The following is a 22,775-nucleotide window of genomic DNA, read 5'->3' as shown; positions in this document are numbered from 1 at the left end:
GCTATTCAAAGGAGCCTGGGCGTCCCGACCCAAAGAAAGACAGATTCAATCTGTGCTGTATTTTCCCAACTGTGCGGCACCTTCGATTCGTAATGCGCACTGTCTCCGGCCTTCAATACGAACGTTTCGCCCTCCAATGTCAGCAACACTTCGCCGGCAATGACGTACAAGCACTCCTCAGATGCATGCGTTGCGACTTCGGTACGCTTTTGCCCGGGAGGCATCTTCACAAGAATCGGATCTAACTGACACCCGCCTCTCAAGTTTGTCAACCGTGCAAACCGATTCGCCGAGTCTGCAAAACCAAAAAAACTCACCTGGTCACCACGACAGACCGAGCGCTCTTCGCTGGGCCGTTCGACGAAATACCGCACAGTTACGCCGAGGGCGTTTGCAATGCCTGTTAGCGAAGTGATAGAAGGAGATGCCAGACCTCGCTCGACTTGCGAGAGGAAGGGCTTCGAAATACCCGCCCCCGTTGCCGTTTCTTCGAGAGTGCGTTTCAGCCGCAGTCGCAGCGAGCGTATCTTGCTACCCAGTGTGGAAGCTGGATTCGATATTTCGTTTGTTGCTGTGAGCATGACATGACCAATGCAGAATTATGTGCTTTTAGCGTGCCGACCCGGACAATGCCGAAATTATTCAAGCCGTATATAGCGAGAAAAATCCATCATCGCAAATTCTGACTCCCGATATCAGAATGTTCCGACTTCCAGACCAGGAGGTCGGCGGCGCAGCTTATCCAGCAGTGCACACCTGCGCAACGGTATCATGTTCTATTAAGAATTAATAAATAGAATCCTTACCGATTAATGCAAGACTTATTGCATGCCTGAATCCGTCGTGCAGCAGGCTTACGCTCTAGATGATTCTTTGATGCTTTCGGCCTCAAAGAGAGGGGAAACTTGCGGGTTGAAACGAATCGTGCCAATCACGCCGGTATAGTTGGCGGTTTCCAGCGCAGGCAGATTAGACATGCGGATCGACTGAATGCGCGCGACGCATCGCATCGGCGAGCAATATCATCGCGTCGTAGCCGTAAGGCGCAAACACGACCACCTTGCCGTAGCGCGATTCGAATCGCTGTTCGAAGTCCGCATAGCGCGCCAGCTTTGCGGCCAGTGTCGCAAGCGAGGTGCCGCCGCACGACGCTGCGACCGCGAGATACAGCAGGGGCTGCCGATATACCGCAGTGACGGGTCAAAGGTGAATGCTGAGTGTGTCGCGGGGGCCCATGCGGCACAGAACATCGCACCGACTAGCGCGCCCCATCCGAGAATTACCGAGGCGGCGATTCCTCGTCGCTGATTGCGCGCGCCAGGCACCGTGCCGGCCGCCGTCGCGATGGCGGCGACGGGACTATGGCAATGGTGGCGCCGGCGCAAAGTCCGGGCGACACGGATGCATTGAAGGTCTAATACCGCGTCGTCCTCATCCCCACAGATCAGGGTTAGCGTTTGCCGCGGCCACCGGCCGGTTTGCCAGCCGCTTTAGGTGAACCCGCAGCTGGCTTGCTGGCGGGTTTGCTGCGTGGCTTTTGCACGCTGAATGGGCTACCGCTGGAGAAGCTTGAGCCTTGGCCCGCGGCCACAGTGCGCTGCGTCGCAGGCTTGCGTTTGTTTTCGCCACTTTGTGGGCGCGGTTTATTGCTGGGCACCTGCATGGCGCCCGACGCCGCTTGCGGCACTTTCGGCTTCTTGGGCTTTTTGGGTTTCTTGATGATCTCGCCTGTCGCGCTAGTTTGCGGCACGCGGTGTTCGGCTTCAAAACCCGGCTCTTCTTCACGGCGCAGTGTTTGCCGGATCAGCGCTTCAATCGCGGCCAGTTGAGGCGCTTCATCGGCACACACAAGGGACACAGCCACGCCACTCGCGCCCGCGCGGCCGGTACGGCCAATCCGGTGCACATAGTCTTGCGCCACGATCGGCAGATCAACGTTGATCACCAGCGGCAGGTCGTCGATATCCAGCCCGCGCGCCGCCACGTCGGTGGCGACCAGCATTTGGACTTCGCCCGTCTTGAAGCGCTCCAGCGCACGCAGGCGCGCGGGTTGCGGTTTGTCACCGTGGATGGTGTCGACCGCATAGCCCGCGTCATCCAGCATGGCCGCCAGGTAATCCACGCCAATGCGGGTTTTGACGAACACCAGCGCGTGCTCCCAGTTGTTCTCAGCCACAAGGTGCATGAAGAGATCTGGCTTGTTCTTTTTATCCACCGTCACCACCCGCTGCTTGATCTTGCTGGCCGTGGCATTGGGCGGGCTGACGCTGATATTGACCGGGCCGCGCAGAATGCCCGCCGCCATGGCGCGGATATCATCGGTAAACGTGGCAGAGAAGAGCAGAGTCTGGCGCTGAGCGGGCAAGGCAGCAAAGACGGCGTTGAGTTCGCGCGCAAAGCCGAGGTCCAGCATGCGGTCGGCTTCATCCAGCACCAGCGTTTGTACTTGATCAAACTGCACTGCGTTCTGGCGATGGAGATCCAGCAAACGGCCCGGCGTGGCAACGAGCACATCCACGCCTTTGCGCAACTTCATCATCTGCGGGTTGATACTCACACCGCCGTAGGCGGCCAGAAATCGCAAGTCGAGGCCTTTGCCGTATTCGATAAAGCTTTGCAGCACCTGTTCGGCCAGTTCACGCGTGGGCACCAGCACCAGAACACGCGCGCGGTTGCTGGACACCGCCGGGCCGTGTTGCACCAGCCGTTGCAACAGCGGCAGCGCAAAACCCGCCGTTTTACCAGTGCCGGTCTGTGCCGCAGCCATGACGTCCTTGCCACTGAGCACAGCAGGAATCGCCTTGGCCTGCACCGGCGTAGGTGTCTGGTAATTGAGGCCCTGCAGATTACGCAGCAAGGGATCGATCAGGCCAAGCGAGGCAAAAGACATTGGCGTATTCCGAGGTAAAACCGCAATTCTAGCTTCTAGCGGTTACCGCGCTGATTGCGCCGCGCACATCAATGGTCAAACCTGCAGCCGAAGCAGCCGACACGACGGACCTAGTCTTGCGCCTTCCCGGAACCGATTTTGTCCAACGACGACAAAACATCCTCCGGCAAGTGGAGGTCTACGCTTTTAATGTTCTGCTTCAGATGCTCTACTGACGAGGTACCGGGTATCAGGAGGATGTTCGGCGAGCGCTGTAACAACCATGCAAGCGCTACCTGCATCGGTGTCGCTTCGCATTGGTCTGCAGCGTGGCTCAGTGCATCGGCCTGCAGCGGAGAGAAGCCGCCGAGCGGAAAAAACGGGACATAAGCGATGCCCTCTTCTGCAAGACTGTCAATCAGCGTGTCATCGTTCCGATGAGCAAGGTTGTACATGTTCTGCACGCACGCAATGCGCGTAATCGCGCGACCCTGTGCCACCTGCCGTGCGGTCACATTGCTCAGCCCAATGTGACGAATCAAGCCTTTCGTCTTAAGCTCCGCGAGCGCCGTCAAAGGCTCTTCGATGTCGCCCTCAGTCGGTGCTGCGACGTCGAACATCACACGAAAATTCACGACGTCCAGCGTATCGAGACCGAGATTGCGAAGGTTGTCATGCACCGCCGATTCCAGTTCGGCCGCCGATGACGCAACATTCCACGAGCCATCGCTACCCCGGCTGGCCCCTACCTTCGTGACAATAGTGAGAGCGTCAGGATAAGGATGGAGCGCCTCGCGGATAAGCTGATTGGTAACGTGGGGGCCATAGAAATCGCTCGTGTCAATGTGCGTGATTCCGCTTTCAACAACGGCACGCAGCACTGCTATCGCTGTGGCGCGGTCTTTCGGTGGGCCGAAAACGTGAGGACCCGCTAGCTGCATCGCGCCGTAGCCCATGCGCGTCACAGACAGGTCGCCAAGTTGAAAAGTACCAGCTCGCGTAACGTCAGCCATTGATGCACTCCTTCTTTCGGGTTGTTGTTTCCGTAGCTACAAAGTGTTCGGATAGAATACGAATAATCATTCAGATTGTGAATTCGCATATGCGGACAGATAACGGACAAGGGCTGGACGCCCGCAAACAGCCGCAGCAGGCGCGTTCCCAGGCTACCGTGGACGCGATTTTCGATGCGACTATTCAGGTTTTGCTGGCTGAGGGCTTGCAGCGGCTGACCACTATCCGGGTTGCCGAGAGAGCTGGCGTATCGGTCGGAACGCTTTATCAGTACTTCCCTCAAAAGCAGGCGCTTCTTTTTGCCGTGCTGCAGCGGCATCTGGAAAGAGTGGTGAAAGCGATCGAGGACGCCACTGCGTCAGCGCATAACGCGTGTTTGTCGACGATGGTGAAGGCTGTGGTTGCAGCATTCGTGAAAGCAAAGACGGAGAACCTGGACGAATCGCGTGCGCTATATGCGGTTGCCCTCGAACTCGACTCACGCGGCTACGTTCGTGAAGTGGAGGCTCGCAACCGCGCGGCGCTGGAGGCTATGCTGAAGACGGCTTCCGATGCGCATTTTGACGACATGTCCACGACCATTTTCATGTTCACGGGGGCATTGGTCGGTCCCATGCGTTTGCTGCTTGAGGGGAAGTTGCCGCAATCAATGATCCGCAAGCTTCGCGGTCAACTTGAGTCGCTCTGTCTAGGGTATCTCGAACGCGAAGCGCGTCCAAAGGGTTCGGCGAACTAGTCGCATCTGCAGCGCCGTTGTGGGCCGGGAGCACTCATTCGTGCCCCACCCCCCGTCTACCTGGAAATCTTCTCCAGCTCAAGCCCCTTCGTCCGTGGCCCCATCAAGCCAATCGCCAGCATCACAATCAGCATCGCCCCAGCGATAAACACAAACACGCCAGTCGTCCCGAAGTGCTTCAACACCGCCGCAATCAGAAAGGCCGTGAAAATCGCCGAGAAGCGGCTCCACGAATAAACGAAGCCCACCGCCCGCGCGCGGATGCTGGTCGGAAAAAGCTCCGTCTGATACGCATGGTAGCTGTACGAAATGATGTTACCCGCGAGCGTCAGACACACGCCGAGACTCACCAACAACACCGCGCCGGACGCCTGACTAAACCACAAACCGCACACGATATTCACGGCCGCCATCACTACGATCACCGTCTTGCGTTCGAAGCGGTCGCCGATAAAAAGGCCGATAATCGGACCGATAGGCGCAGCTAACGCGATCACGCTCGAGTACATCAGGCTCGTGGTGATCGTAATGCCCTGCTTGATCAGCAGCGTCGGCACCCAGTTCGCAAAGCCGTAAAAACCGACGGTCTGGAAGATATTGAAGATCGTCATCATCAGCGTGCGGCTGCGGTACGGCGGCACCCACATATCGCGGAAGCTGCCCCGCGGCGCGACCGGCGCGGGCGGCGCCGGCGGCGGCAGTTCACGGCCGTATTCACTGCGTACTTTCGCTTCAAGCTCGCTCATCACGCGATCGGCTTCGGCGAGGCGCCCCTGTTGTGCGAGCCAACGCGGGCTTTCCGGCAACGCGCGCCGGATCCACCAGACAAACAGCGCACCGTGCGCGCCAATCAGCACCACCCAACGCCAGCCATCGAGACCGAACAGCGTGCGCGGCACCAATAGATAAGAGAGAAAAGCCACCACAGGTACGGCTGTAAAACCGACCGCCTGTTCGCATGCGAAAGCGCGGCCGCGAATCTGCTTTGGCACCAGCTCCGAGATATACGTGCCGATCGTCACCAGCTCGACGCCGATGCCGCCCCCCGCCACGAAGCGCCAGAAGTTCAAACCCGTCGCCGTTTCCTGAAACGCCATCACGACGTTGGCCGCCGTGTACCACAGCAGCGAATACGTGAACACGGCGCGGCGCCCGAAGCGATCCGCCAGAAACCCACACGCGATCGTGCCGATGAACAGCCCGCTGAACAGAGCCGCGATAAAACTCGCGACGCCGGTGGAGCCGAACAGGCCGTGCGTCGTCGCGGTCAGCAGGCCGCTTTTGACGAGGCCAGGCGCGACGTAGCCCGAGTACAGCAGGTCGTACAGTTCGAAGAAGAAGCCGAGGCTCAGCAGCACCACCAGCTTCCAGATGGAACGCGTGGCGGGCAGCCGGTCGAGGCGCGCGGAGATGCTGCCGGCGTCGAGCGTGGTAGATGCAGCGGACGCCGCGGCAGTCGCGCTTGCGGAAGACGCCGCGCCGCCGGCGCTGCGCGCGACGGACCCAGCGTGATCGGGGGATGTCATATTGTTTGTCTCCTGGTGATGCAGGTCATTCAGGCGATGCACGATGATGCTCGCCGCAGCCGGTCTTGTGCCGGCCTTAGGTACTTTAGTGTGTCGCACGCACCACGATGCCGGGCCGCAAGGTCCGGCCAGCATTCTAGCCGCGTGCGCGCTTCAATTGTTCGAAGGTGGTGATTTTTCCGGCCAGCGCGCTCGCCGCAACGGTGTACGGGCTCGCGAGCCACACGTTGCCCGGCCCCGAGCGGCCAGGGAAATTGCGGTTGATCGCGCTGATCGTCACCTCGCTCGCATCGGCCGACTGCCCCGGTCCGCAATTCGCGCACGAACCGCAGCCCGGCATCACGAGCGTCACGCCGGCACGCTCGAAAACCGGTAAATAGCCCTGGTTCTCGCAGTAGGCGCGCACGGCCATGGTGCCGAATTGCAGAAAGAGACGCGTGCCCTCGGGCACATGCATGCCCTGCTCCACGCCCCAGCGCAATACCTCGTGATAGAAGTCGAAGTCTTCGCGCTTGCCCGCCGTACACGAGCCGCCATACGCGATATCGATCGCGACGTCCTGCTCCAGTTGCGGCGCCGGCACACCGTTGCCCGGATCGCCCGGGCGCGCGAGCATCGGTTCGATGGCGGTGGCGTCGATGCGGATCGTGTCGCGATACGTCGCGCCCGCATCGCTCTTCATCCAGCTTTCAAGGGTGAAATCGACACCGCGGCGCTCCTTCAGGAACGCCACCGTGCGTTCGTCCGGCTCCACAATGCCCGTGAAACCGCCCAGTTCCGCGACCATGTTGGTCAGCGTGGCGCGTTCGTCGATCGACATCGCGCGCACCGCGGCGCCGCCGTATTCGAACACGAGACCGATCGCGCCGCCCGAGCGGATCGCGTCCATCTGCAACAGGTGCAGCACGAGGTCCTTCGCGGTGACGCCGTCGCGCAACGTGCCGTCGATTTCAATGCGCAAGGTCTCCGGCACTTTGCAGCGCACGTAGCCCGTCACCCAGCTATTGGCGATTTCCGTTGCGCCCGCACCGAATGCCAGGCAACCGAGCGCGCCGGAATGCGGCGTGTGCGAGTCGGTACCGCATGCAACCTGCCCTGGCAATGCGTACTGCTCGGCCATCAGCGCATGACAGATGCCTTCGGAACCCGGCGAGTTGTCGAGCGCGCCGTGCGAGCGCACCGGATAGTCGCGCGAGAACGACGTGTGCCCTTCCATCAGATTGGCAACGCCCGGCAGCAATCCGTCGCGAACGTGCGGAATGCTTTGCGAGGCAAGCACCAGGTGATCCTGAAACGCGATGATGTGATCCGGCGCATGCAGCGGCGCAGGCTTGCCGAACGCGCGATGCATCAGATGCGCGCACATGCCGGTGAAGTAGTCGTGGCTGAAGCGCCAATCGGCGGCAATGAACACGCCGTCGCCGCGCTGCGCGCTTTCAATGCCGGGATGAAGATGGCGCTCGATGATCTTCTCGACCAGCGTCTTCGGTTCGGCGGTGCTTGCTTCGTTTGCCGGGTTTGCCATCTCCCGCACCCGCGGCGCCGGCCAGTCCGCGAACTTGCTGTACGCAAGCAAGCCGCCGCTGCGAATGATCTGCTGCGTGAGGGCATCGCGCCCCTTGAGAAACTCGTCAATCGGCACCGCCTCTCCTGCGATCAGACGATCGAGCACGGAGAAATCGGTGGTCGTGAGAATGCCGATGTTGTCGCAGTTCTGCTGATAGATACGCTCGAAACTCTCCGCAACGATCAGGCGAATGCCCGCCGACAACTCCGCCAACGGGCTCGATTCGCGCGACGACCCCTTGCCGTAGCGCTTGCCCGCCACCGTCACCTGGAAGCCGCCGTTCCTGACCGCATCGCGGCCGATCGGCATGCGCTCGCCCGCCTTGAAGCCGACGTACGGATACTGGCCGAGGCGTTCGTCATAGGTGAGCATGACGGTAACCGGGGTGATTTCGTCGGTGGAGACGTTATCGCGCAGCGCACCGGCGGTGGCGCGCGTGAAATTTTCGCCGGCGAGTTGCGCCTCGATCACCGCAGGGTCCTGTGACAGGTACAGCACGCGGCCGTCCAGACGAATCGTATCGCTCATGAGCATTCTCCTTGCGCCCACTATACGGCGCGCGTAGGCAATGCCGAAGTGCCGGTCCAGCAACGCAGACGTCTTGTTTGGAGAATGGTGCGAGGCGCCCCGCGGGCTAAGGCTTGCTGCCGAGGAACCCGACCAGCGCCGCCGCGCTGGCGCTTAACTGATCGCGCGATTTGAAGATCATGATGAGATGCCGCACCGCCCAGGCGTCGCTCAAGGACAGTAAGCGCACGTCGAGCGCATTCACATAGAGCAGCCCCACCTGCTCGGGCACGATTGCGATGCCGAGGCCGGCATGGACCATCCGGCACAGCGCATCGAGGCTGCTGACGCGGATCTTGACGTCGATCTGCCTTCCTGCGCTGGCCGCCTGCTGCGCGAGAAGCTTGGTCAGCGCACTCTCGCTGCGCAGGCCGACGAAGCTGTCGTCGAGCAACTCGTCGAAGGCCACGCCCCGCGAAGCCGAGGCCAGACGATGACCGCCCGGCACCAGCACCGCCAGTCGGTCTTCCCGATACGGCACCTGCTCGAAAGCTTCACTGCCCGCCACCGGATTGCAGATGCCAAAGTCCGCACCGTGTTCGTCGACGATACGCAGCACGTCGGCGCTGTTCTCCTCCTCCAGTTCGATCGACACCTCCGGAAACGCGCGCCCGAAAGCGGCCACGTCCTCCGGCAAAAACTGCACGATCGACGAGAGATTCGCCACCACCCGCACCCGCCCCTTCGCCCCCGAGGAAAAGCGCGACAACTCGGCGCTCATCTGTTCGATGTTGCCGATGATCGCGAGCGCGTAGCGCAGCACCGTCTCGCCAACCGGCGTCACCGTAATGCCGCGCGACTGGCGCTGAATCACCGGCAAGCCGATCAATGCCTCGATTTCGGCGATGCGCCGGCTCACCGCGGACGACGCGATGAACTCGCGCTCAGCCGCGCGCGCGATGTTCTGCTCCTGGCAGACGGCGACGAACAGGCGCAGCGAGGTGAGATCGAGCTTTTTGAGGAGATTTTCCATGGATGCTGCGCTTAACGTTGAGCCAAGACCCAACGCTAGCACAGAGGCGACCATGGGCCTACGCGTCCAGATAAGCCACTTCGCCATGCAACTCGGTATCGAGCCCGTGCTGCGCGGCCGCTTCACCCACCTTAACGGGTGTCACGCGGTTGATCAGCCACAACATGCCCCACGTGAACACGAACGCCCAGACGCCGGACACGCATACCGCCACACATTGCTTGACGAAGAAAGCGCCGCCACCCAACAGCAGGCCGTCCGCGCCATTCGGATTCCACGCCTTCGACGCGAACACGCCGAGCAGAACGGTACCGACGAGACCGCCCACACCATGCACGCCCCACACGTCGAGCGCGTCGTCGAGGCCGAGCCGGTTTTTCAGCGCAACAGCGTAGTAACAGATCACACCGGCAGAAATGCCGATTATCGCGGCGGTGCTCAACGACACATAGCCGGCCGCGGGCGTGATGGTCGCGAGGCCGGCGACCGAACCGGTCAGCAAGCCGATGAATTTCGGCTGCCGTGCGTTGGCCCATTCGATCAGCAGCCACGTAATGGCAGCGAACGAAGCGGCGACGTCGGTGTTCAGGAAAGACGAAGCCGTGATGGCGTCGACGCGCAACTCGGAGCCGGCGTTGAAGCCGTACCAGCCGAACCACAGCAGGCCCGTGCCGAGCGCAATCAAGGGCACGTTGTGCGGCTTGTGCGTGAGGGTCTGACGGCGTCCCACATACAACACCGACGCTAGCGCGGCGAATCCGGCGGTGTTGTGGACCACAATGCCGCCCGCGTAATCGAGCACGCCCCACTTCGCGAACAGTCCATCCGGACTCCAGACCATGTGCACGAACGGAAAATACACCAGCACCAGCCAGCCGGTCAGAAAGAGGAAGTAGGCCTTGAACGTCACGCGGTTGGTGAACGCACCTGTGATCAGCGCCGGCGTGATGATCGCAAACATCATCTGATACGCGACGTGGACCACCAGCGGAATGCCCGCGTCGTTGCCCGTGTACATGGTTTGCAGCGTAATGCCGCGCAGGAACGCATAGTAGGTCGGGTCGCCGACGATGCCGTGCCAGCTAGGGCCGAAGCACATCGAGTAGCCGAACGCGAACCACAGCACGGTTGTCCACGCGAGCGAGATGAAGCTCTGCATCATGATCGCCAGCACGTTCTTGCGTTCGACGAGGCCGCCGTAGAAAAACGCGAGACCCGGCGTCATCAGCATGACGAGGCTCGCGCACAGCAGCATGAAAGCGGTATTGCCAACGTTGATCGGCATGGTTGCGGGAAGCACAGCTTGTCTCCTTGATGATCGTCGTGATGTGTGCCCCCGGCGGCGCGAGGCACAGGCGTCGAAAAGAGCCCTTCAGCGCGGAATTTCTTTCAATTTGTAGGCTTCGTCTGTTTTCGCGCGTTTGCGGCAGGCGAAAAGTATTCTTGCGTCGAGGCTCGCGCAATACGGCTGGAAGATATAGCGGGATTCACCTGCCCCGTATGGCCGTCTCAGGCCCGACCGGCGACCGCTTGCCGTTGTCAGCGTGCTGTAAGCGCGGGTAAACCACGTTCACCCGAACGGCCGCTCAGAGCCATGGCCGGAGCAAAAAGCGTCGCTTTTTCGCGTCAACTTCCCAGTGCTCCGCGCGGCAAAACACTTATGATTTGAAAGACATATTTCTTTCAAGACGTCATTTAATCACTTCACGAAACAGCTTATTGTAAAAAAGTAGAGACACTTTGGAACCGGTTCCATTTACTATGGCGCCCAAATCCGACGACCGTCCGTGCGCAGCACGGCGCGTTCTAATCTCGCGATAAAGAACAATATGGCTCAATCTCCTCTTACCTCCCGCCGCGGCTTCTTACGCACGGCTGTCGCGCTGGTTCCAGCCGGGACCCTCGCCGGTTGTGAAGTCAAGCAATCCGCCACGACTGCTCAGGGCGCGAACGGCGCCGCCTCCGCGGGCCAACCCTCCGGCGTCGACTACAAGCCGCATTTCTTCGACGCGAAGGAATGGGCGTTTATCCACGCAGCGGTCGATCGCCTGATTCCATCGGACAGCGAAGGCCCGGGCGCGGTCGAAGCCGGCGTGCCCGAGTTCATCGACCGGCAGATGGACACGCCGTATGCGCACGGCGCGCTCTGGTACATGCAGGGCCCGTTCCAGCAAGGCGCACCGGAACTCGGCTATCAGTTGAAGCTCGTGCCGCGCGATCTGTACCGCCTCGGCATCGCCGCGGTCAACGCCTACTGCACGAAGACCTACTCGCATCCTTTCGACGCCCTCGACGCCCCCACATGCGACACCGTGCTCACCGCGCTCGAGAAAGGCTCGATCGAACTCGCGGATGTACCGGCTGGCGTCTTCTTCGGCCAGTTGCTGCAAAACACCCGCGAAGGCTACTTCTGCGATCCGATCCACGGCGGCAATCGCGACATGGGCGGCTGGAAGATGATCGGCTTCCCCGGCGCGCGCGCCGATTTCATGGACTTCGTCAACCAGAACGGCCAGGCCTATCCGTATGGCCCCGTGTCGATTGAAGGAAAACGCACCTGATGACTACACAAACCAAACCGCACGTCGACGCGGTCGTCATCGGCTTCGGCTGGACCGGTGCGATCCTCGCGAAGGAACTCACCGAGGCCGGCCTCAAAGTGGTCGCGCTCGAACGCGGCGAGTATCGCGACACCTATCCGGACGGCGCGTATCCGAACACGATCGACGAGCTGACCTACAACGTCCGCAAGAAGCTGTTCCTCGATCTCTCCAAGACCACCGTATCGATCCGTCATAACGTTGGCGAAACGGCGCTGCCTTATCGGCAGCTTGCCGCGTTTCTGCCGGGCGAAGGCGTCGGCGGCGCCGGCTTGCATTGGTCGGGCGTGCATTTCCGCATCACGCCGGAAGAGCTGCGTCTGAAGAGCCACTATGAAGAGCGCTACGGCAAGCGCTTCATTCCTGACGGCATGACGATTCAGGATTACGGCGTCAGCTACGACGAACTCGAACCGCATTTCGACTTCGCCGAGAAAGTGTTCGGCACCTCGGGCCAGGCTTATAAGGTCAACGGCAAGGTGGTCGGCGACGGTAACGTGTTCGACGCGCCGCGCAGTGACAACTTCCCGCTCCCCGCGCAGTTGAACACCTACTCAGCCGAACGCTTCGGCAAGGCCGCGCGCGAACTCGGACTGCACCCGTACCGCCTGCCTTCGGCGAATACCTCGGGTCCGTACACGAACCCGTACGGCGTGCAGATGGGCCCGTGCAACTTCTGCGGATTCTGCAGCGGCTACGCGTGCTACATGTACTCGAAAGCGTCGCCGAATCTGAACATCCTGCCTGCGCTGAAGCAGTCGCCGAATTTCGAACTGCGCTCGCGTTGCCACGTGCTGCGCGTCGAACTTGACGACACGAAAAAACGCGCCAAGGGCGTGACGTACGTCGATCCGGCGGGCAACGAAGTGTTTCAGCCTGCGGATCTCGTGATCGTCGCGGCGTTCCAGTATCACAACGTCCACCTGCTTCTGCTCTCGGGCATCGGCAAGCCGTACGACCCGGTCTCGGGCGAAGGCGTGGTCGGCCGCAATTTCGCGTATCAGAATCTCTCCACGATCACCGCGTTCTTTGACAAGGACACCTTCACCAATCCGTTCATTGGCGCGGGCGGCAACGGCGTCGCCGTCGACGACTTCAATGCCGACAACTTCGATCACGGTCCGCTCGGCTTTGTCGGCGGCTCGCCGTTGTGGGTGAATCAGGCCGGCACCAAACCGATCAGCGGCATCGCGACACCGGCCGGCACGCCCAACTGGGGCGTGGACTGGAAGAAGGCGGTCAAGGACCACTACGCGCACACGATTTCGATGGACGCGCACGGTTCCAACATGTCGTACCGCGACGTGTTCCTCGATCTCGATCCGACCTATCGCGACTCATACGGCCAGCCGCTGTTGCGCATGACCTTCGACTGGAAGGACAACGACATCAAGATGGCGCAATACGTGACCGGGCAGATGCACAAGATCGCGCAACAGATGGGGCCGAAGTCCATCGGCGTCTATACGCGCGAATTCGGCGCGCACTTCGATTCGCGCCGCTATCAGACGACTCACCTCGTCGGTGGCGCGATCATGGGTACCGATCCGAAGACGAGCGTGTTGAACCGCTACCTGCAAAGCTGGGACGTGCATAACGTGTTCGTGATGGGCGCGTCGGCGTTCCCGCAAGGCATCGGCTACAACCCGACTGGCCTTGTCGCTGCGCTCGCCTACTGGTCGGCGCGCGCGATCCGCGAGCAGTATCTGAAGAACCCCGGCCCGCTGGTGAGCGTATGAAGAAAAACATCGATGTGAAACGCCTGGGTCAGGCATTCAGACGCGTGCGCGCAGCGTCGTTCTGCGTGGCGGCTACGTTGGCCATGCCGCTCGCCGCGCAAGCCGCAACGCCTCCAACTCAATCCGACGCGGCGTTGATCGCGCACGGCGAATACCTCGCGCGTGCGGGTGACTGCATCGCGTGTCATACCGCACAATCGGGCAAACCCTTCGCGGGCGGCCTGAAGTTCGACACGCCGATCGGCGCGATCTACTCGACCAACATCACGCCCGATCGCAACACCGGCATCGGCTCATGGACTTTCGCGCAGTTCGATCGCGCGGTGCGCGCAGGTGTGCGGCCGAATGGCGACACGCTGTATCCTGCGATGCCGTACCCCTCGTATGCACGTTTGAGCGATGACGACATGCATGCGCTGTATGCGTACTTCACGCAAGGCGTCGCACCTGTGAACCAGGGGAACCGTGCTGTCGATATCGTCTGGCCGCTGTCAATGCGCTGGCCGCTCGGCATCTGGCGTTATCTGTTCGCGCCTGATCCCGTGGCGTTCAATTCGAAGCACTATGCCGATCCGGTGGTCGCACGCGGTGCATACCTCGTGCAGGGCCTCGGCCACTGCGGCGCCTGCCACACGCCGCGTGCAGTGACGATGCAGGAACGCGCGTTGAGCGATCTCGACGGCTCGGAGTTTCTCGCGGGCGGCGCAGCGATCGACGGCTGGGTCCCGTCGAGCTTGCGCGCGAATCCACGCACCGGCATCGGCTCGTGGAGCGAGGCCGATATCGTGCAATTCCTGAAGACCGGACGCACGCAGCACAGCGCGGCGTTCGGCGGCATGACCGACGTCGTGCAGCACAGCATGCAGCACATGAACGACGCCGACCTGACGGCAATGGCGCGTTATCTGAAGACGCTGCCGTCGACCGATCCGAAGGAAACGCCGTACGTGTACAACGATACGGCGGCTCGCGCTCTGCGCACCGGCGACGCCACAGCGCCAGGAGCCGCCGTGTACCGCGACAACTGCACCGCCTGCCACCGCAGTGACGGCCGCGGCTATACACGCGTGTTCCCGGCACTAGGCGGCAATCCTGTCGTGCAAGGCAAGGACGCGACCTCACTGATTCATGTGCTGCTGACCGGCAACACGCTCGAAGGTACGAAAACCGCGCCCTCCTCGTTCACGATGCCGGCCTTCGGCTGGCGCCTGAACGATCAGGAAGTCGCTGACGTCACGAACTTCGTGCGCACTAGCTGGGGCAACACCGGTTCGACGGTCAGCGCGGCGGATGTCGCCAAGGTCCGCAAGACTGTCACGGTGCATGCGCCCGAAATGCCACCTGGTGCGGCGCTAAGCCACTAAGCCGCTAAACATGCCCTTGCAGCGCGCCCGCAATCAGGGCGAGTAACAAGGGTCGCGCAAGCCGCCTCCCCCGCGTCACGCAATCTGCTCCGTTGGTCAGGAGCGGACTGCGTGCGCGCGGAAAAAAGAGAGATCGCCGTGCAGGCGACCTGAGATAGACGATCCAACCGAGCTATAACCACGATGAAAAAGCAATTGATTGCTGCACCCCTGCTGTTGTCCTTCGCCGGCATTGCGGCCGCGCAGAGCTCTGTCACGCTGTACGGCATCGTCGATGCGGGTATCAGCTATCGCAGCAACGAGCGCACCGGCTCCGTCGGCGCTTACACGGGACACTCGAACGTCGCGTTGACGAGCGGCAACCTCTCCGGCAGCCGCTTCGGCATCAAGGGTCAGGAAGACCTCGGCGGCGGCTGGAACGCGCTGTTCCTGCTTGAAGACGGCTTCGACATCACCAACGGCAAGACCGGCCAGAACGGTGGACTGTTCGGCCGCCAGGCGTTTGTCGGCATCGGCAGCCAGCAATATGGCACGGTCACGCTCGGCCGCCAGTACACCTCGTTGAACGACTTCGTCGCGCCCGTTTCGCCGGTCGCGTTCGTGGGCGGCTTCGGCGCGCATCCGGGCGATATCGACGATCTCGACCAGACCGCGCGCGTCAACAACTCGATCAAGTACACGAGCGCGAACTACTCGGGCTTTACGTTCGGCGCGCTGTATGGATTCGGCGGTCAACCGGGCAGCCTGAAGCAGCAGAACACGTGGAGCGTGGGCGCGGGATACGGCAACGGCCCGCTGCATGTGGGCGTCGGCTACGAGCGTTCGGATAACAGCAAGAACGGGCCGAATGATTCGACGGTCGGCAAATGGAACGGCACGGACGACGGCCTGTTCAATTCGTCGATCAATGAAGGCTACGCGAGCGCGCAATCGCAACAGATCATCGGCGCGGGCGCAACGTACAACTTCGGCCCGGCCATTCTCGGTGTGAACTACAGCAACGTGCAGTACCGCTCGGGCGCCGATTCGTTGTTCAACGGGCACGCGACGTTCAATATCGCGGGTGTGTTCGGACAGTGGACGATCCGCCCCGCCGTGCAACTGTTCGCGGGCTACAGTTACACGCGCGGCGGCGAAGTGGAAGGTGTGGATGAGCGCGCGCAATATCACAACGTGACGCTTGGCGCGCAGTACAACCTCTCGAAACGTTCGACGGTCTATCTGATGGGCGGCTATCAGCACGCGTCCGGCGTCACGCTGGATGCGCTCGGCAATCCGGTCGCGGCGACCGCGTCGGTCAGCGACAAGGGCAACAGCCACTCGTCGGACGCGCAGTCCCAGGCTATTGTGAGCATTGGCTTGCGGCACCGGTTCTGATGGGTCTGGGCGGCGCTGGAGTGGCTGGCCGGCGCTGCCGTTCAGTGTTGTTGCTGGACCGCGTCGATCATCTCGAGATGACGCGCTTCTGTCTCTTCGTCTGCGGGGAACATGCATTCGATACGCAACTCCTGTGCCGCGACGGCTTGTGGCGTGCCCACGGTTGCGACCATTGAAAAGTAGTTCAGGACCTTGCCGTCCTTGATGAAACCGATGGGGATCACCGGCATGGCCGCAGCAGCGGCCCCGGTTTCCACGGCCCGTTGAGAAGCCTTCACATCAGACTGCACATCCGGATAGGCGCGCAACGCGGCAAGCAACTCGTGCGTCTGTTCGTCGACCACGCGACCAACCGATTCCCGATAGACACGCTGAATCAGACTATTCGACACCGCTTGCCAATCGGCAACGAACGGACGCATTCCATCCGGATCGAAAATCAGATGCAGCATGTTACGCGGTCCCTTGCGCGCAGCCATATCGATGAAGCAATTGAAAAAGCGCGGCGCGGATTCGTTGGTCATCAGCACGTTCCAGTAGCGGTCCATGACGAGCGCGGGAAACGGCTCGTGCTGGCGCAACATTCGCCCAAGTGCTTTCGTGACGCTCTGCATTTCCTGGGCGTTCCAGGCGCCTTCGGCATACATCGGCGCATAGCCCGCCGCCAATAGCAGCGTGTTGCGTTCGCGCAGAGGAATGTCGAGCGTCTGAGCGATGTCCAACAGCATCTGCCGGCTCGGCACGCTGCGTCCGCTTTCGATAAAACTAATGTGACGCTGCGAGACACCCGCGTTGAACGACAGGTCCAATTGGCTGATGCCGCGCATGTCTCTCCAGTGACGCAACAACGCGCCGAGGTCGTTCGGCGGCGTCTTCCTTTCGGGATTCGCAGGATTCATCGGTCTGTGGTCCGTTAGTCGATACAGATCAGGTTCGGTGATCGGCGGCGCCGGAGCATCGCAGATGTCCGGCGCCAACCGGTCGTTCGAACCGCGCCGGTCAGCATACTCCCAGTTGCGGACCGGCCCTGCCAGACGCGACCTACGCGGTCCAGACATATTCCTGGAACGGCGCTTCGAGCGGAGGCTTGGTGATGTTGCCGGCGTAATTCGTGATAGTGGAAGCAGCGAGCACCGTGAGAACCTCGAGCACCTGATCCTGACGGAAGCCGGCTTCGAGAAACGGGTTCACGTCACTGTCCTCCAGGTGTCCACGCTTCTCAATCGCCGTTTTCGTCAAGGTCGACAACGCGGCATGCTCGCGATCGGCAGGTGCGCGGCCGTCGCGAATCGCTTCGACATCGGCGGGTGAAAGGCCCTCTTTCAGCGCGAGCGCGGTGTGAAACGCAACCGCCCACGTGCATGCATTGGTCACTGCGTTAGTCAGCAATAGCGTCTGTATCTGCGCTTCCGTGAAAGTACCCGCATGAACCTTCTGGAAGATACCGATGAAGCCGCCGATCAACACCGGCGATTCAGCCATCGCGCCCGCGATGTTAGGGATAAGGCCGAAGTTTTGCTCAAGTTGCCGAAGCACCGGCCTGGATTGTTCGGGTGCGGATTCAATCGTGTGAATGTGAAACGTCGACATGGTGTGTCCTCGATCGTAAGCGCCGCTCGGGATGAGTTGCGCGATGACCGAAGATTAGGCGTGAGCGTGCGGCTCGCCAATTACCTCGGATGTAATAGGTTTCGGTAACCGGCACGCGGCCATGCAAGCGTTCACGAAAAGCAAAAGGCCGGGTCTGAACTGCCCCCGGCCTTTCTCACCGCAAAAACTACCAATCAGAACCGGTGAATAAGGCCCACGCCCACCGCCAACTGACTGCCTGAGGAAGAAGGCGTGGTGTTATACCCATCGCCGAGTGTCGCCGTGGCGTCGATGATCTGCCCCGCGCCGTTCGTGCCCAGCGTCTTGCCCTTCGCCTTCTGATAGGCCTCCAACGCATACAAACCCGTGCGTTTGGACAACGCGTAGTACTCGGAGAGATTGAACTGGTGGTATTGCGCACTGTCCTGAATGCCGTTCGCGCGTGTAGCACGGGTATAGCTGTACCCCGTGGCAAAATCCCACGCAACGGCCGGTTTCCAGTGCAAGACGGTACCCGCCGTATTGAAGATCGCCGTATCGTGGAACTTCGAGCCAGTGCCCGGAATGTACTGGACGTTCGAATAGGTCGCCGTAATATCCCACGCGCCATTGAACTTATAGCCGCCACCCACCGCGAAACGCTGTTGCGCCTGCGCGGTCTGATAGCCGTTCGTCAACGCGGATACGCCGATTTGCGAGCCGCCGTTCGAGGTCGTCGAATCCGAGCCCCATGAGCCGCCGCCCGCGGTCGAGTTATTGATTCGCGAGAAGCCGACTGCGAGGCCGACCGGCCCCATCGCATACTGGATCCCGGTCGCCCAGGTCGACCCCTGGTTCGTGCTGCCCGCCACGCCGCCCAGCGAATACGAGCCGCTCACCGTCAGGCCATAGAGCTTCGGCGACGTGTACTCCAGCGTGTTGTTCGCACGGTAGATCGTGTCGAGGCCGTCGATATCGCCAGGATGCGCGCCGTAGTAGCCGGTGATCCAGGTGGTCGGGCTATACGGTGAGAGCATCTGGTAGTACGAAGCGTATTGGCGGCCCGCCGTGAAGGTACCGTATGTCGGGTTGGTCAGGCCGACCCACGCCTGGCGGCCGAACATCGCGTTGCTGTATTGCTGAGCACCGGTTGCCGAATTGAAGCCGGACTCAAGCTGGAAGATCGCTTTCGTGTTGCCACCCAGGTCTTCCGCGCCCTTGAGGCCGAAGCGGCTGCCCGCAAATACACCCTGCGCCATTTTGACGGCCGATTTTCCTCCGCTAGTGGAGCCGAGCGACGTCTGATTGTTCGTATAAGAAAAGCCGTTGTCGACGATACCGTATAACGTGACGCTGTTTTGCGCGAAAGCCGGCACAGAAGCTGCGATCGCTGCTCCCAACAGCACAACGTCTACTCGTCTGATACTTTTATTCATGCTGCAGATCTCCAAATCGTACGTCTTGTTGAAATTGTCTTAATCGGCATTGACGCTCGAGGTTCGCCAAACACTTTGTTCTATTGCCCTTGCGGTTGCAGCAGTCGCTTTACCGTCAAGGCCAGGGGGACGGTGAAGAAGATATGGGACATGAAGCCACCGATGATCACAGCCGGGTCGTAGTAGTTCGGATGGTTATCGGAGGCGATCATGATCGCCACATGCATGACGATCCACGCGAAAACCGCGTAAAACAGCGCCACGAAAGTGGCTTCGTATCCGCGCCGGCGAAAGTAAGGCCAGATTGCCGCGAACAGAACACCCCACGCCGACGCGAACACGAAGTGAATGCCCGTGCCGACGATATACGCCCACACACCGATTGATTCCTGCACCTGTTTGCCGAACACCAGCCCCGTCGCGTTCCGTGGAATCCCCGCCAACGGCATCAGGTGCTGCGCCCCTACCCAGATGAGTGCTTCGTAAATCCAGATGATCACGGCGCCGACCAATCCACCGATCACGCCCGCGCGAATCATGGCCATGCGGTTCGGCCATTCCGTCACATTCGTCGCCTCGCCCTTGTTGAGCCCGCTTCCGCTCACGCTAAAATTGCCGCCCATGTCTGCTCTCCTTCAATAACTTCTGGTAAGGGATGCCGTGCGCGCAGCGGCCAGCAAGCCGCTGCGTGAGCCCGCTGGAAACGCGTTCAGGCGTCGGCCACGGGACTGGTGATAAAGCGCAGCGCGAGACGGTTCATGACGATCGCCCCAGCAGCGATCAGCGCAGGTACAGCGAGCACCGCGAATACGGTTTCGAAACTGAATCCCAGCGACAGCAACGTGCCCCCCACGAGCGATCCCAGAATGCCGCCGAGCCGGCCGAACCCAAGCATCCAGCTCACGCCGGTTGCGCGGGCACGTGTCGGATAGCAGCTCGGGGCAAGCGCATTGAGGCCGGTCTGTGCGCCGCTCATGAAAAAGCCGGCACAGGTAACGAGAACCGGCAGCAGGTTCGATTTGAGCGTGCCCATGCCCAGCGCGAAGATGAACACCCCACCGAGCAGATACGCCGCACCGATCACCGCGTTGCGATCCATGCGGTCCATCGCGAAGCCGACCGCAATGGCGCCTACGGTGCCGCCCAACTGGAACATGCCGGTGATCGCGGCAGCACGCTCGACCGGCAGGCCGGCGTCCTTGATCAACGTGGGCAGCCAGCCAGTGAGCAGATAGATGATCAGCAGGCCCATGAAGTACGTGAGCCACAGCATCAGCGTGCTGAACGCGTAGCCGTCCGCGAACAGCATCCGCACCGGCGCCTTCGCTGTGACCACCGGTTCGGGTGCAGTGAAGCGCACGTCTTGACCGAAGACATGCCCGCAGACGCGACCAAGCGTTGCGGCGATGCGCTCAGTCGACATTTTGCGCACCAGCATCAAACGCGCGGACTCAGGCAGCAGCAACAACAGCACCGGAATGCTGAGGATCGGCAAGATACCGCCGAACATGAACACCGCGCGCCAGCCGAAGTGCGGAATCAGGGAAGCCGCCACGAATCCGCCGGCCCCCGAACCGAAGTTGAAGCCGGTGAACATGATCGTGAGCAACAGCGAGCGACTGCGCGACGGTACGTATTCGGAGAGCAGCGTGGTCGAATTCGGCATCGCGGCGCCGAGGCCCAAGCCCGTCAGAAAGCGCAGCACAACGAGTTCCAAGGCTGAGTCGGCGAATGCGCAGGTCAGGCTGAAGAAGCCGAAGCAGAGCACGGAGGCAATCAACACTTTCTTGCGCCCGATGCGATCGGAAATCGGTCCTGCAGACAGCGCGCCGATTGCAAGGCCGACCATCGCGGCACTCATCACGGGGCCGAAGGCAGCCCGGCTGACATTCCAGTCATGCATGATGACGGGCGCGACAAAGCCCATCACGGCCGTGTCCAGCCCGTCCATCATGACGATCAGAAAACATAGAACGAGGACCAGCCATTGGTACGCCGACATCTTGCGTGCGTCGATAAACGCCTTGATGTCGACTGAGTCTGCAGATTTCATGCGTGTCTCCGGAGAAAACAGTTTCCCGCCCCGGCGTTCTGTCGAAGCCGGGTCTTCTTGGTATTGAAATGAAAAAGCCGCTAAAAAAAGGGGTGACGCAGGGTCGAGTCGCCTTAGACGGCCTCCGGCACCCTGCGCGTTTTCAGAAACGCCTCGAGTGTTTCGCCTCGCATGCTGGCGTACATGCCCAGGTTAGTAATCTTCACCACGCGCGCAAATTTCTCGAGCACGAAGAAACACACCCCATATCGAATCAGTCCGATCCAGTCTGTGTTGTCGACGAGCGCGCGCTCCTCCGCCGTCAGGCCGACCGCGTCGTAGGCAGCGGTCCGGTTCTCCAGCCACAGCGTGCGAGCCGGCGCTTCGCGCATCTGCCAGAAGAAACGGTTCAGGCGCATCGCTTTCATGCTCTGGCGAATATCGAACGGATACGTACCCGTCAATTCCTCGATACCGATCAGTTGCGGGTTCATTGCATCACCTCCTCTTCGTAGAGGGTCACGGCCATCGCGGTGCTCGTCGCAAGGTAATAGCTGCGATGCAGTTCACGAACCTTCGGCCCGAGCGCGCCGCGCATCGCGAGCCACATGATCGTCTCCACGCTCTCCGCGCCGCCAAGGCGCACATAGTCGACATGCTTCATCGCGGCGAGCCGCTGTGGCTCATGCACGATCAGATCGAGGAACTCGATGTCCCAATCGGTGTTGTTAAAGCCGCTGCGCTCGCCGTGGACCTGATGCGACAACCCGCCGGTGCCGACCACCACGACATCCAGGTCCTGCTCGAACGACTCGATCGCCCGGCGCAGCGCCTGGCCGAGACGGTAGCAGCGGTTCGCGGTCGGCAGCGGATATTGCAGCACGTTGACTTCCATCGGCACGAGCGACATCGGCCAGCCGCCGTCATGCGGCAACATCAGCGAAAGTGGGGAATTGCATCCGTGATCGAGTGCACGGTCCTGGAAAATCGTCAGATCGAACTCGTCGTTGACGAGCTGCTCGGCAATGTGAATCGCCAGATCGGGATGACCGGCAATGTCCGGCAGCGGGCGCTTGCCTGCGCCCTCGTCCGCGAATTCGTGATTGGCCGATACACCCAGCGCGAAGGTCGGATAGCAATCGAAGAAGAAGCTGTTTGCGTGGTCGTTGTAGAACATCACCATCACGTCCGGCTTGCGCTCGGCGAGCCAGTCGGCCACCGGTTCGTAGCCTTTGAAGAGCGGCGCCCACGCGGGATCGTTCTGCTTACCCTTGTCGTACGCCATGCCGATAGTGGGCACATGCGACGTGCCGATTCCACCAATGATCCTTGCCATATCCCGTTGTCTTCCGTTACTTCGTGCCGTGCTTCAACAAGCGCCAATCGGATGGGTCGCCGCTACCGGG

The 22,775-nt window shown here is 61.1% G+C and carries 19 protein-coding genes and 1 pseudogene; 5 read left to right on the top strand and 15 right to left on the bottom strand.

What is annotated here, in order from left to right; translation table 11 throughout:
- Positions 1-5: 5 nt before the first annotated feature.
- From M0D66_RS15025 to M0D66_RS15010, 4 genes and pseudogenes are all read right to left on the bottom strand, one after another.
- A complete protein-coding gene (locus M0D66_RS15025; RefSeq protein WP_200652883.1) occupies positions 6-581 on the bottom strand; it encodes a helix-turn-helix domain-containing protein in 576 nt (191 codons plus the stop codon).
- 324 nt (positions 582-905) lie between these two features.
- Positions 906-1,116, bottom strand: a pseudogene (locus M0D66_RS15020) (ABC transporter substrate-binding protein); the annotation flags it as partial.
- 334 nt (positions 1,117-1,450) lie between these two features.
- Positions 1,451-2,890, bottom strand: a complete 1,440-nt coding sequence (locus M0D66_RS15015) for a DEAD/DEAH box helicase (RefSeq protein ID WP_266210943.1) — start codon at positions 2,888-2,890, stop codon at positions 1,451-1,453.
- Between the two features lie 110 nt (positions 2,891-3,000).
- On the bottom strand, positions 3,001-3,882 hold the full coding sequence (locus M0D66_RS15010; protein WP_211706498.1) for an aldo/keto reductase family oxidoreductase: 882 nt from the start codon (positions 3,880-3,882) through the stop codon (positions 3,001-3,003).
- Positions 3,883-4,040: 158 nt separating this feature from the next.
- On the opposite strand from M0D66_RS15010, the gene M0D66_RS15005 reads away from it, so the two are divergent.
- On the top strand, positions 4,041-4,619 hold the full coding sequence (locus tag M0D66_RS15005) for a TetR/AcrR family transcriptional regulator (RefSeq protein WP_244863968.1): 579 nt from the start codon (positions 4,041-4,043) through the stop codon (positions 4,617-4,619).
- Positions 4,620-4,675: 56 nt separating this feature from the next.
- On the opposite strand, the gene M0D66_RS15000 is transcribed toward M0D66_RS15005, so the two are convergent.
- The 4 genes from M0D66_RS15000 to M0D66_RS14985 form a co-directional block, all read right to left on the bottom strand.
- Entirely contained in the window at positions 4,676-6,145 is a 1,470-nt protein-coding gene (locus tag M0D66_RS15000; protein WP_211706499.1) for an MFS transporter, read from the bottom strand.
- A gap of 136 nt (positions 6,146-6,281) precedes the next feature.
- Positions 6,282-8,240, bottom strand: a complete 1,959-nt coding sequence (locus M0D66_RS14995; protein ID WP_211706500.1) for an aconitase family protein — start codon at positions 8,238-8,240, stop codon at positions 6,282-6,284.
- A 106-nt stretch (positions 8,241-8,346) separates the two neighbouring features.
- Positions 8,347-9,252, bottom strand: a complete 906-nt coding sequence (locus tag M0D66_RS14990) for a LysR family transcriptional regulator (protein WP_211706501.1) — start codon at positions 9,250-9,252, stop codon at positions 8,347-8,349.
- A gap of 58 nt (positions 9,253-9,310) precedes the next feature.
- A complete protein-coding gene (locus M0D66_RS14985) occupies positions 9,311-10,552 on the bottom strand; it encodes an ammonium transporter (protein ID WP_200562106.1) in 1,242 nt (413 codons plus the stop codon).
- A 529-nt stretch (positions 10,553-11,081) separates the two neighbouring features.
- Between M0D66_RS14985 and M0D66_RS14980 the strand changes: the two genes are divergently transcribed.
- The 4 genes from M0D66_RS14980 to M0D66_RS14965 all read left to right on the top strand — a co-directional run bounded on the left by M0D66_RS14980 (position 11,082) and on the right by M0D66_RS14965 (position 16,332).
- Complete coding sequence (locus M0D66_RS14980; RefSeq protein ID WP_211706502.1) at positions 11,082-11,813, top strand: gluconate 2-dehydrogenase subunit 3 family protein; 732 nt, start codon at positions 11,082-11,084, stop codon at positions 11,811-11,813.
- On the top strand, positions 11,813-13,591 hold the full coding sequence (locus tag M0D66_RS14975) for a GMC family oxidoreductase (RefSeq protein WP_200652876.1): 1,779 nt from the start codon (positions 11,813-11,815) through the stop codon (positions 13,589-13,591). The genes M0D66_RS14980 and M0D66_RS14975 overlap by 1 nt, the downstream gene beginning before the upstream one ends.
- Positions 13,592-13,674: 83 nt before the next feature.
- On the top strand, positions 13,675-14,955 hold the full coding sequence (locus tag M0D66_RS14970; protein WP_244869763.1) for a cytochrome c: 1,281 nt from the start codon (positions 13,675-13,677) through the stop codon (positions 14,953-14,955).
- A 183-nt stretch (positions 14,956-15,138) separates the two neighbouring features.
- Positions 15,139-16,332 (top strand): porin, encoded by a 1,194-nt coding sequence (locus M0D66_RS14965; RefSeq protein WP_200618343.1) that lies wholly within the window; start codon positions 15,139-15,141, stop codon positions 16,330-16,332.
- Positions 16,333-16,373: 41 nt separating this feature from the next.
- Here the strand turns inward: M0D66_RS14965 and M0D66_RS14960 are convergent, their stop codons facing one another.
- The 7 genes from M0D66_RS14960 to M0D66_RS14930 form a co-directional block, all read right to left on the bottom strand.
- A complete protein-coding gene (locus M0D66_RS14960; RefSeq protein WP_211706504.1) occupies positions 16,374-17,231 on the bottom strand; it encodes a helix-turn-helix domain-containing protein in 858 nt (285 codons plus the stop codon).
- A 142-nt stretch (positions 17,232-17,373) separates the two neighbouring features.
- Positions 17,374-17,922, bottom strand: a complete 549-nt coding sequence (locus tag M0D66_RS14955) for a carboxymuconolactone decarboxylase family protein (RefSeq protein WP_211706505.1) — start codon at positions 17,920-17,922, stop codon at positions 17,374-17,376.
- A 194-nt stretch (positions 17,923-18,116) separates the two neighbouring features.
- Positions 18,117-19,337, bottom strand: coding sequence for a porin (locus M0D66_RS14950; protein ID WP_200652871.1), 1,221 nt, complete (start codon positions 19,335-19,337; stop codon positions 18,117-18,119).
- 80 nt (positions 19,338-19,417) lie between these two features.
- The gene (locus tag M0D66_RS14945; RefSeq protein WP_093637928.1) at positions 19,418-19,960 is read right to left on the bottom strand and encodes a hypothetical protein; all 543 of its coding nucleotides are present in this window, start codon (positions 19,958-19,960) and stop codon (positions 19,418-19,420) included.
- 86 nt (positions 19,961-20,046) lie between these two features.
- Positions 20,047-21,390: an aromatic acid/H+ symport family MFS transporter gene (locus tag M0D66_RS14940; RefSeq protein ID WP_200618339.1), complete on the bottom strand. Its 1,344-nt coding sequence runs from the start codon at positions 21,388-21,390 to the stop codon at positions 20,047-20,049.
- Between the two features lie 113 nt (positions 21,391-21,503).
- On the bottom strand, positions 21,504-21,863 hold the full coding sequence (locus tag M0D66_RS14935) for a protocatechuate 3,4-dioxygenase (protein WP_200618338.1): 360 nt from the start codon (positions 21,861-21,863) through the stop codon (positions 21,504-21,506).
- Complete coding sequence (locus M0D66_RS14930; protein WP_200652869.1) at positions 21,860-22,705, bottom strand: gallate dioxygenase; 846 nt, start codon at positions 22,703-22,705, stop codon at positions 21,860-21,862. Before M0D66_RS14930 ends, M0D66_RS14935 begins: the two co-directional genes overlap by 4 nt.
- Positions 22,706-22,775: the final 70 nt, after the last annotated feature.

It is taken from the genome of Paraburkholderia sp. SECH2 (genome assembly GCF_030464795.1).
Classification (GTDB): Bacteria; Pseudomonadota; Gammaproteobacteria; order Burkholderiales; family Burkholderiaceae; genus Paraburkholderia; species Paraburkholderia aspalathi.
The sequence above is the reverse complement of the archived record's forward strand: the minus strand, read 5'-3'. Positions and strand labels throughout refer to the sequence as shown.

Coding starts and splice junctions, on each gene's coding strand:
- M0D66_RS14960 (WP_211706504.1), bottom strand. CDS start 17,231: ATGAATCCTGCGAATCCCGAAAGGAAGACGCCGCCGAACGACCTCGGC.
- M0D66_RS14940 (WP_200618339.1), bottom strand. CDS start 21,390: ATGAAATCTGCAGACTCAGTCGACATCAAGGCGTTTATCGACGCACGC.
- M0D66_RS14930 (WP_200652869.1), bottom strand. CDS start 22,705: ATGGCAAGGATCATTGGTGGAATCGGCACGTCGCATGTGCCCACTATC.
- M0D66_RS15015 (WP_266210943.1), bottom strand. CDS start 2,890: ATGTCTTTTGCCTCGCTTGGCCTGATCGATCCCTTGCTGCGTAATCTG.
- M0D66_RS14965 (WP_200618343.1), top strand. CDS start 15,139: ATGAAAAAGCAATTGATTGCTGCACCCCTGCTGTTGTCCTTCGCCGGC.
- M0D66_RS14945 (WP_093637928.1), bottom strand. CDS start 19,960: ATGGGCGGCAATTTTAGCGTGAGCGGAAGCGGGCTCAACAAGGGCGAG.
- M0D66_RS15000 (WP_211706499.1), bottom strand. CDS start 6,145: ATGACATCCCCCGATCACGCTGGGTCCGTCGCGCGCAGCGCCGGCGGC.
- M0D66_RS14970 (WP_244869763.1), top strand. CDS start 13,675: ATGCCGCTCGCCGCGCAAGCCGCAACGCCTCCAACTCAATCCGACGCG.
- M0D66_RS14995 (WP_211706500.1), bottom strand. CDS start 8,240: ATGAGCGATACGATTCGTCTGGACGGCCGCGTGCTGTACCTGTCACAG.
- M0D66_RS14950 (WP_200652871.1), bottom strand. CDS start 19,337: ATGAATAAAAGTATCAGACGAGTAGACGTTGTGCTGTTGGGAGCAGCG.
- M0D66_RS14955 (WP_211706505.1), bottom strand. CDS start 17,922: ATGTCGACGTTTCACATTCACACGATTGAATCCGCACCCGAACAATCC.
- M0D66_RS14980 (WP_211706502.1), top strand. CDS start 11,082: ATGGCTCAATCTCCTCTTACCTCCCGCCGCGGCTTCTTACGCACGGCT.
- M0D66_RS14975 (WP_200652876.1), top strand. CDS start 11,813: ATGACTACACAAACCAAACCGCACGTCGACGCGGTCGTCATCGGCTTC.
- M0D66_RS15025 (WP_200652883.1), bottom strand. CDS start 581: ATGCTCACAGCAACAAACGAAATATCGAATCCAGCTTCCACACTGGGT.
- M0D66_RS14990 (WP_211706501.1), bottom strand. CDS start 9,252: ATGGAAAATCTCCTCAAAAAGCTCGATCTCACCTCGCTGCGCCTGTTC.
- M0D66_RS15010 (WP_211706498.1), bottom strand. CDS start 3,882: ATGGCTGACGTTACGCGAGCTGGTACTTTTCAACTTGGCGACCTGTCT.
- M0D66_RS14935 (WP_200618338.1), bottom strand. CDS start 21,863: ATGAACCCGCAACTGATCGGTATCGAGGAATTGACGGGTACGTATCCG.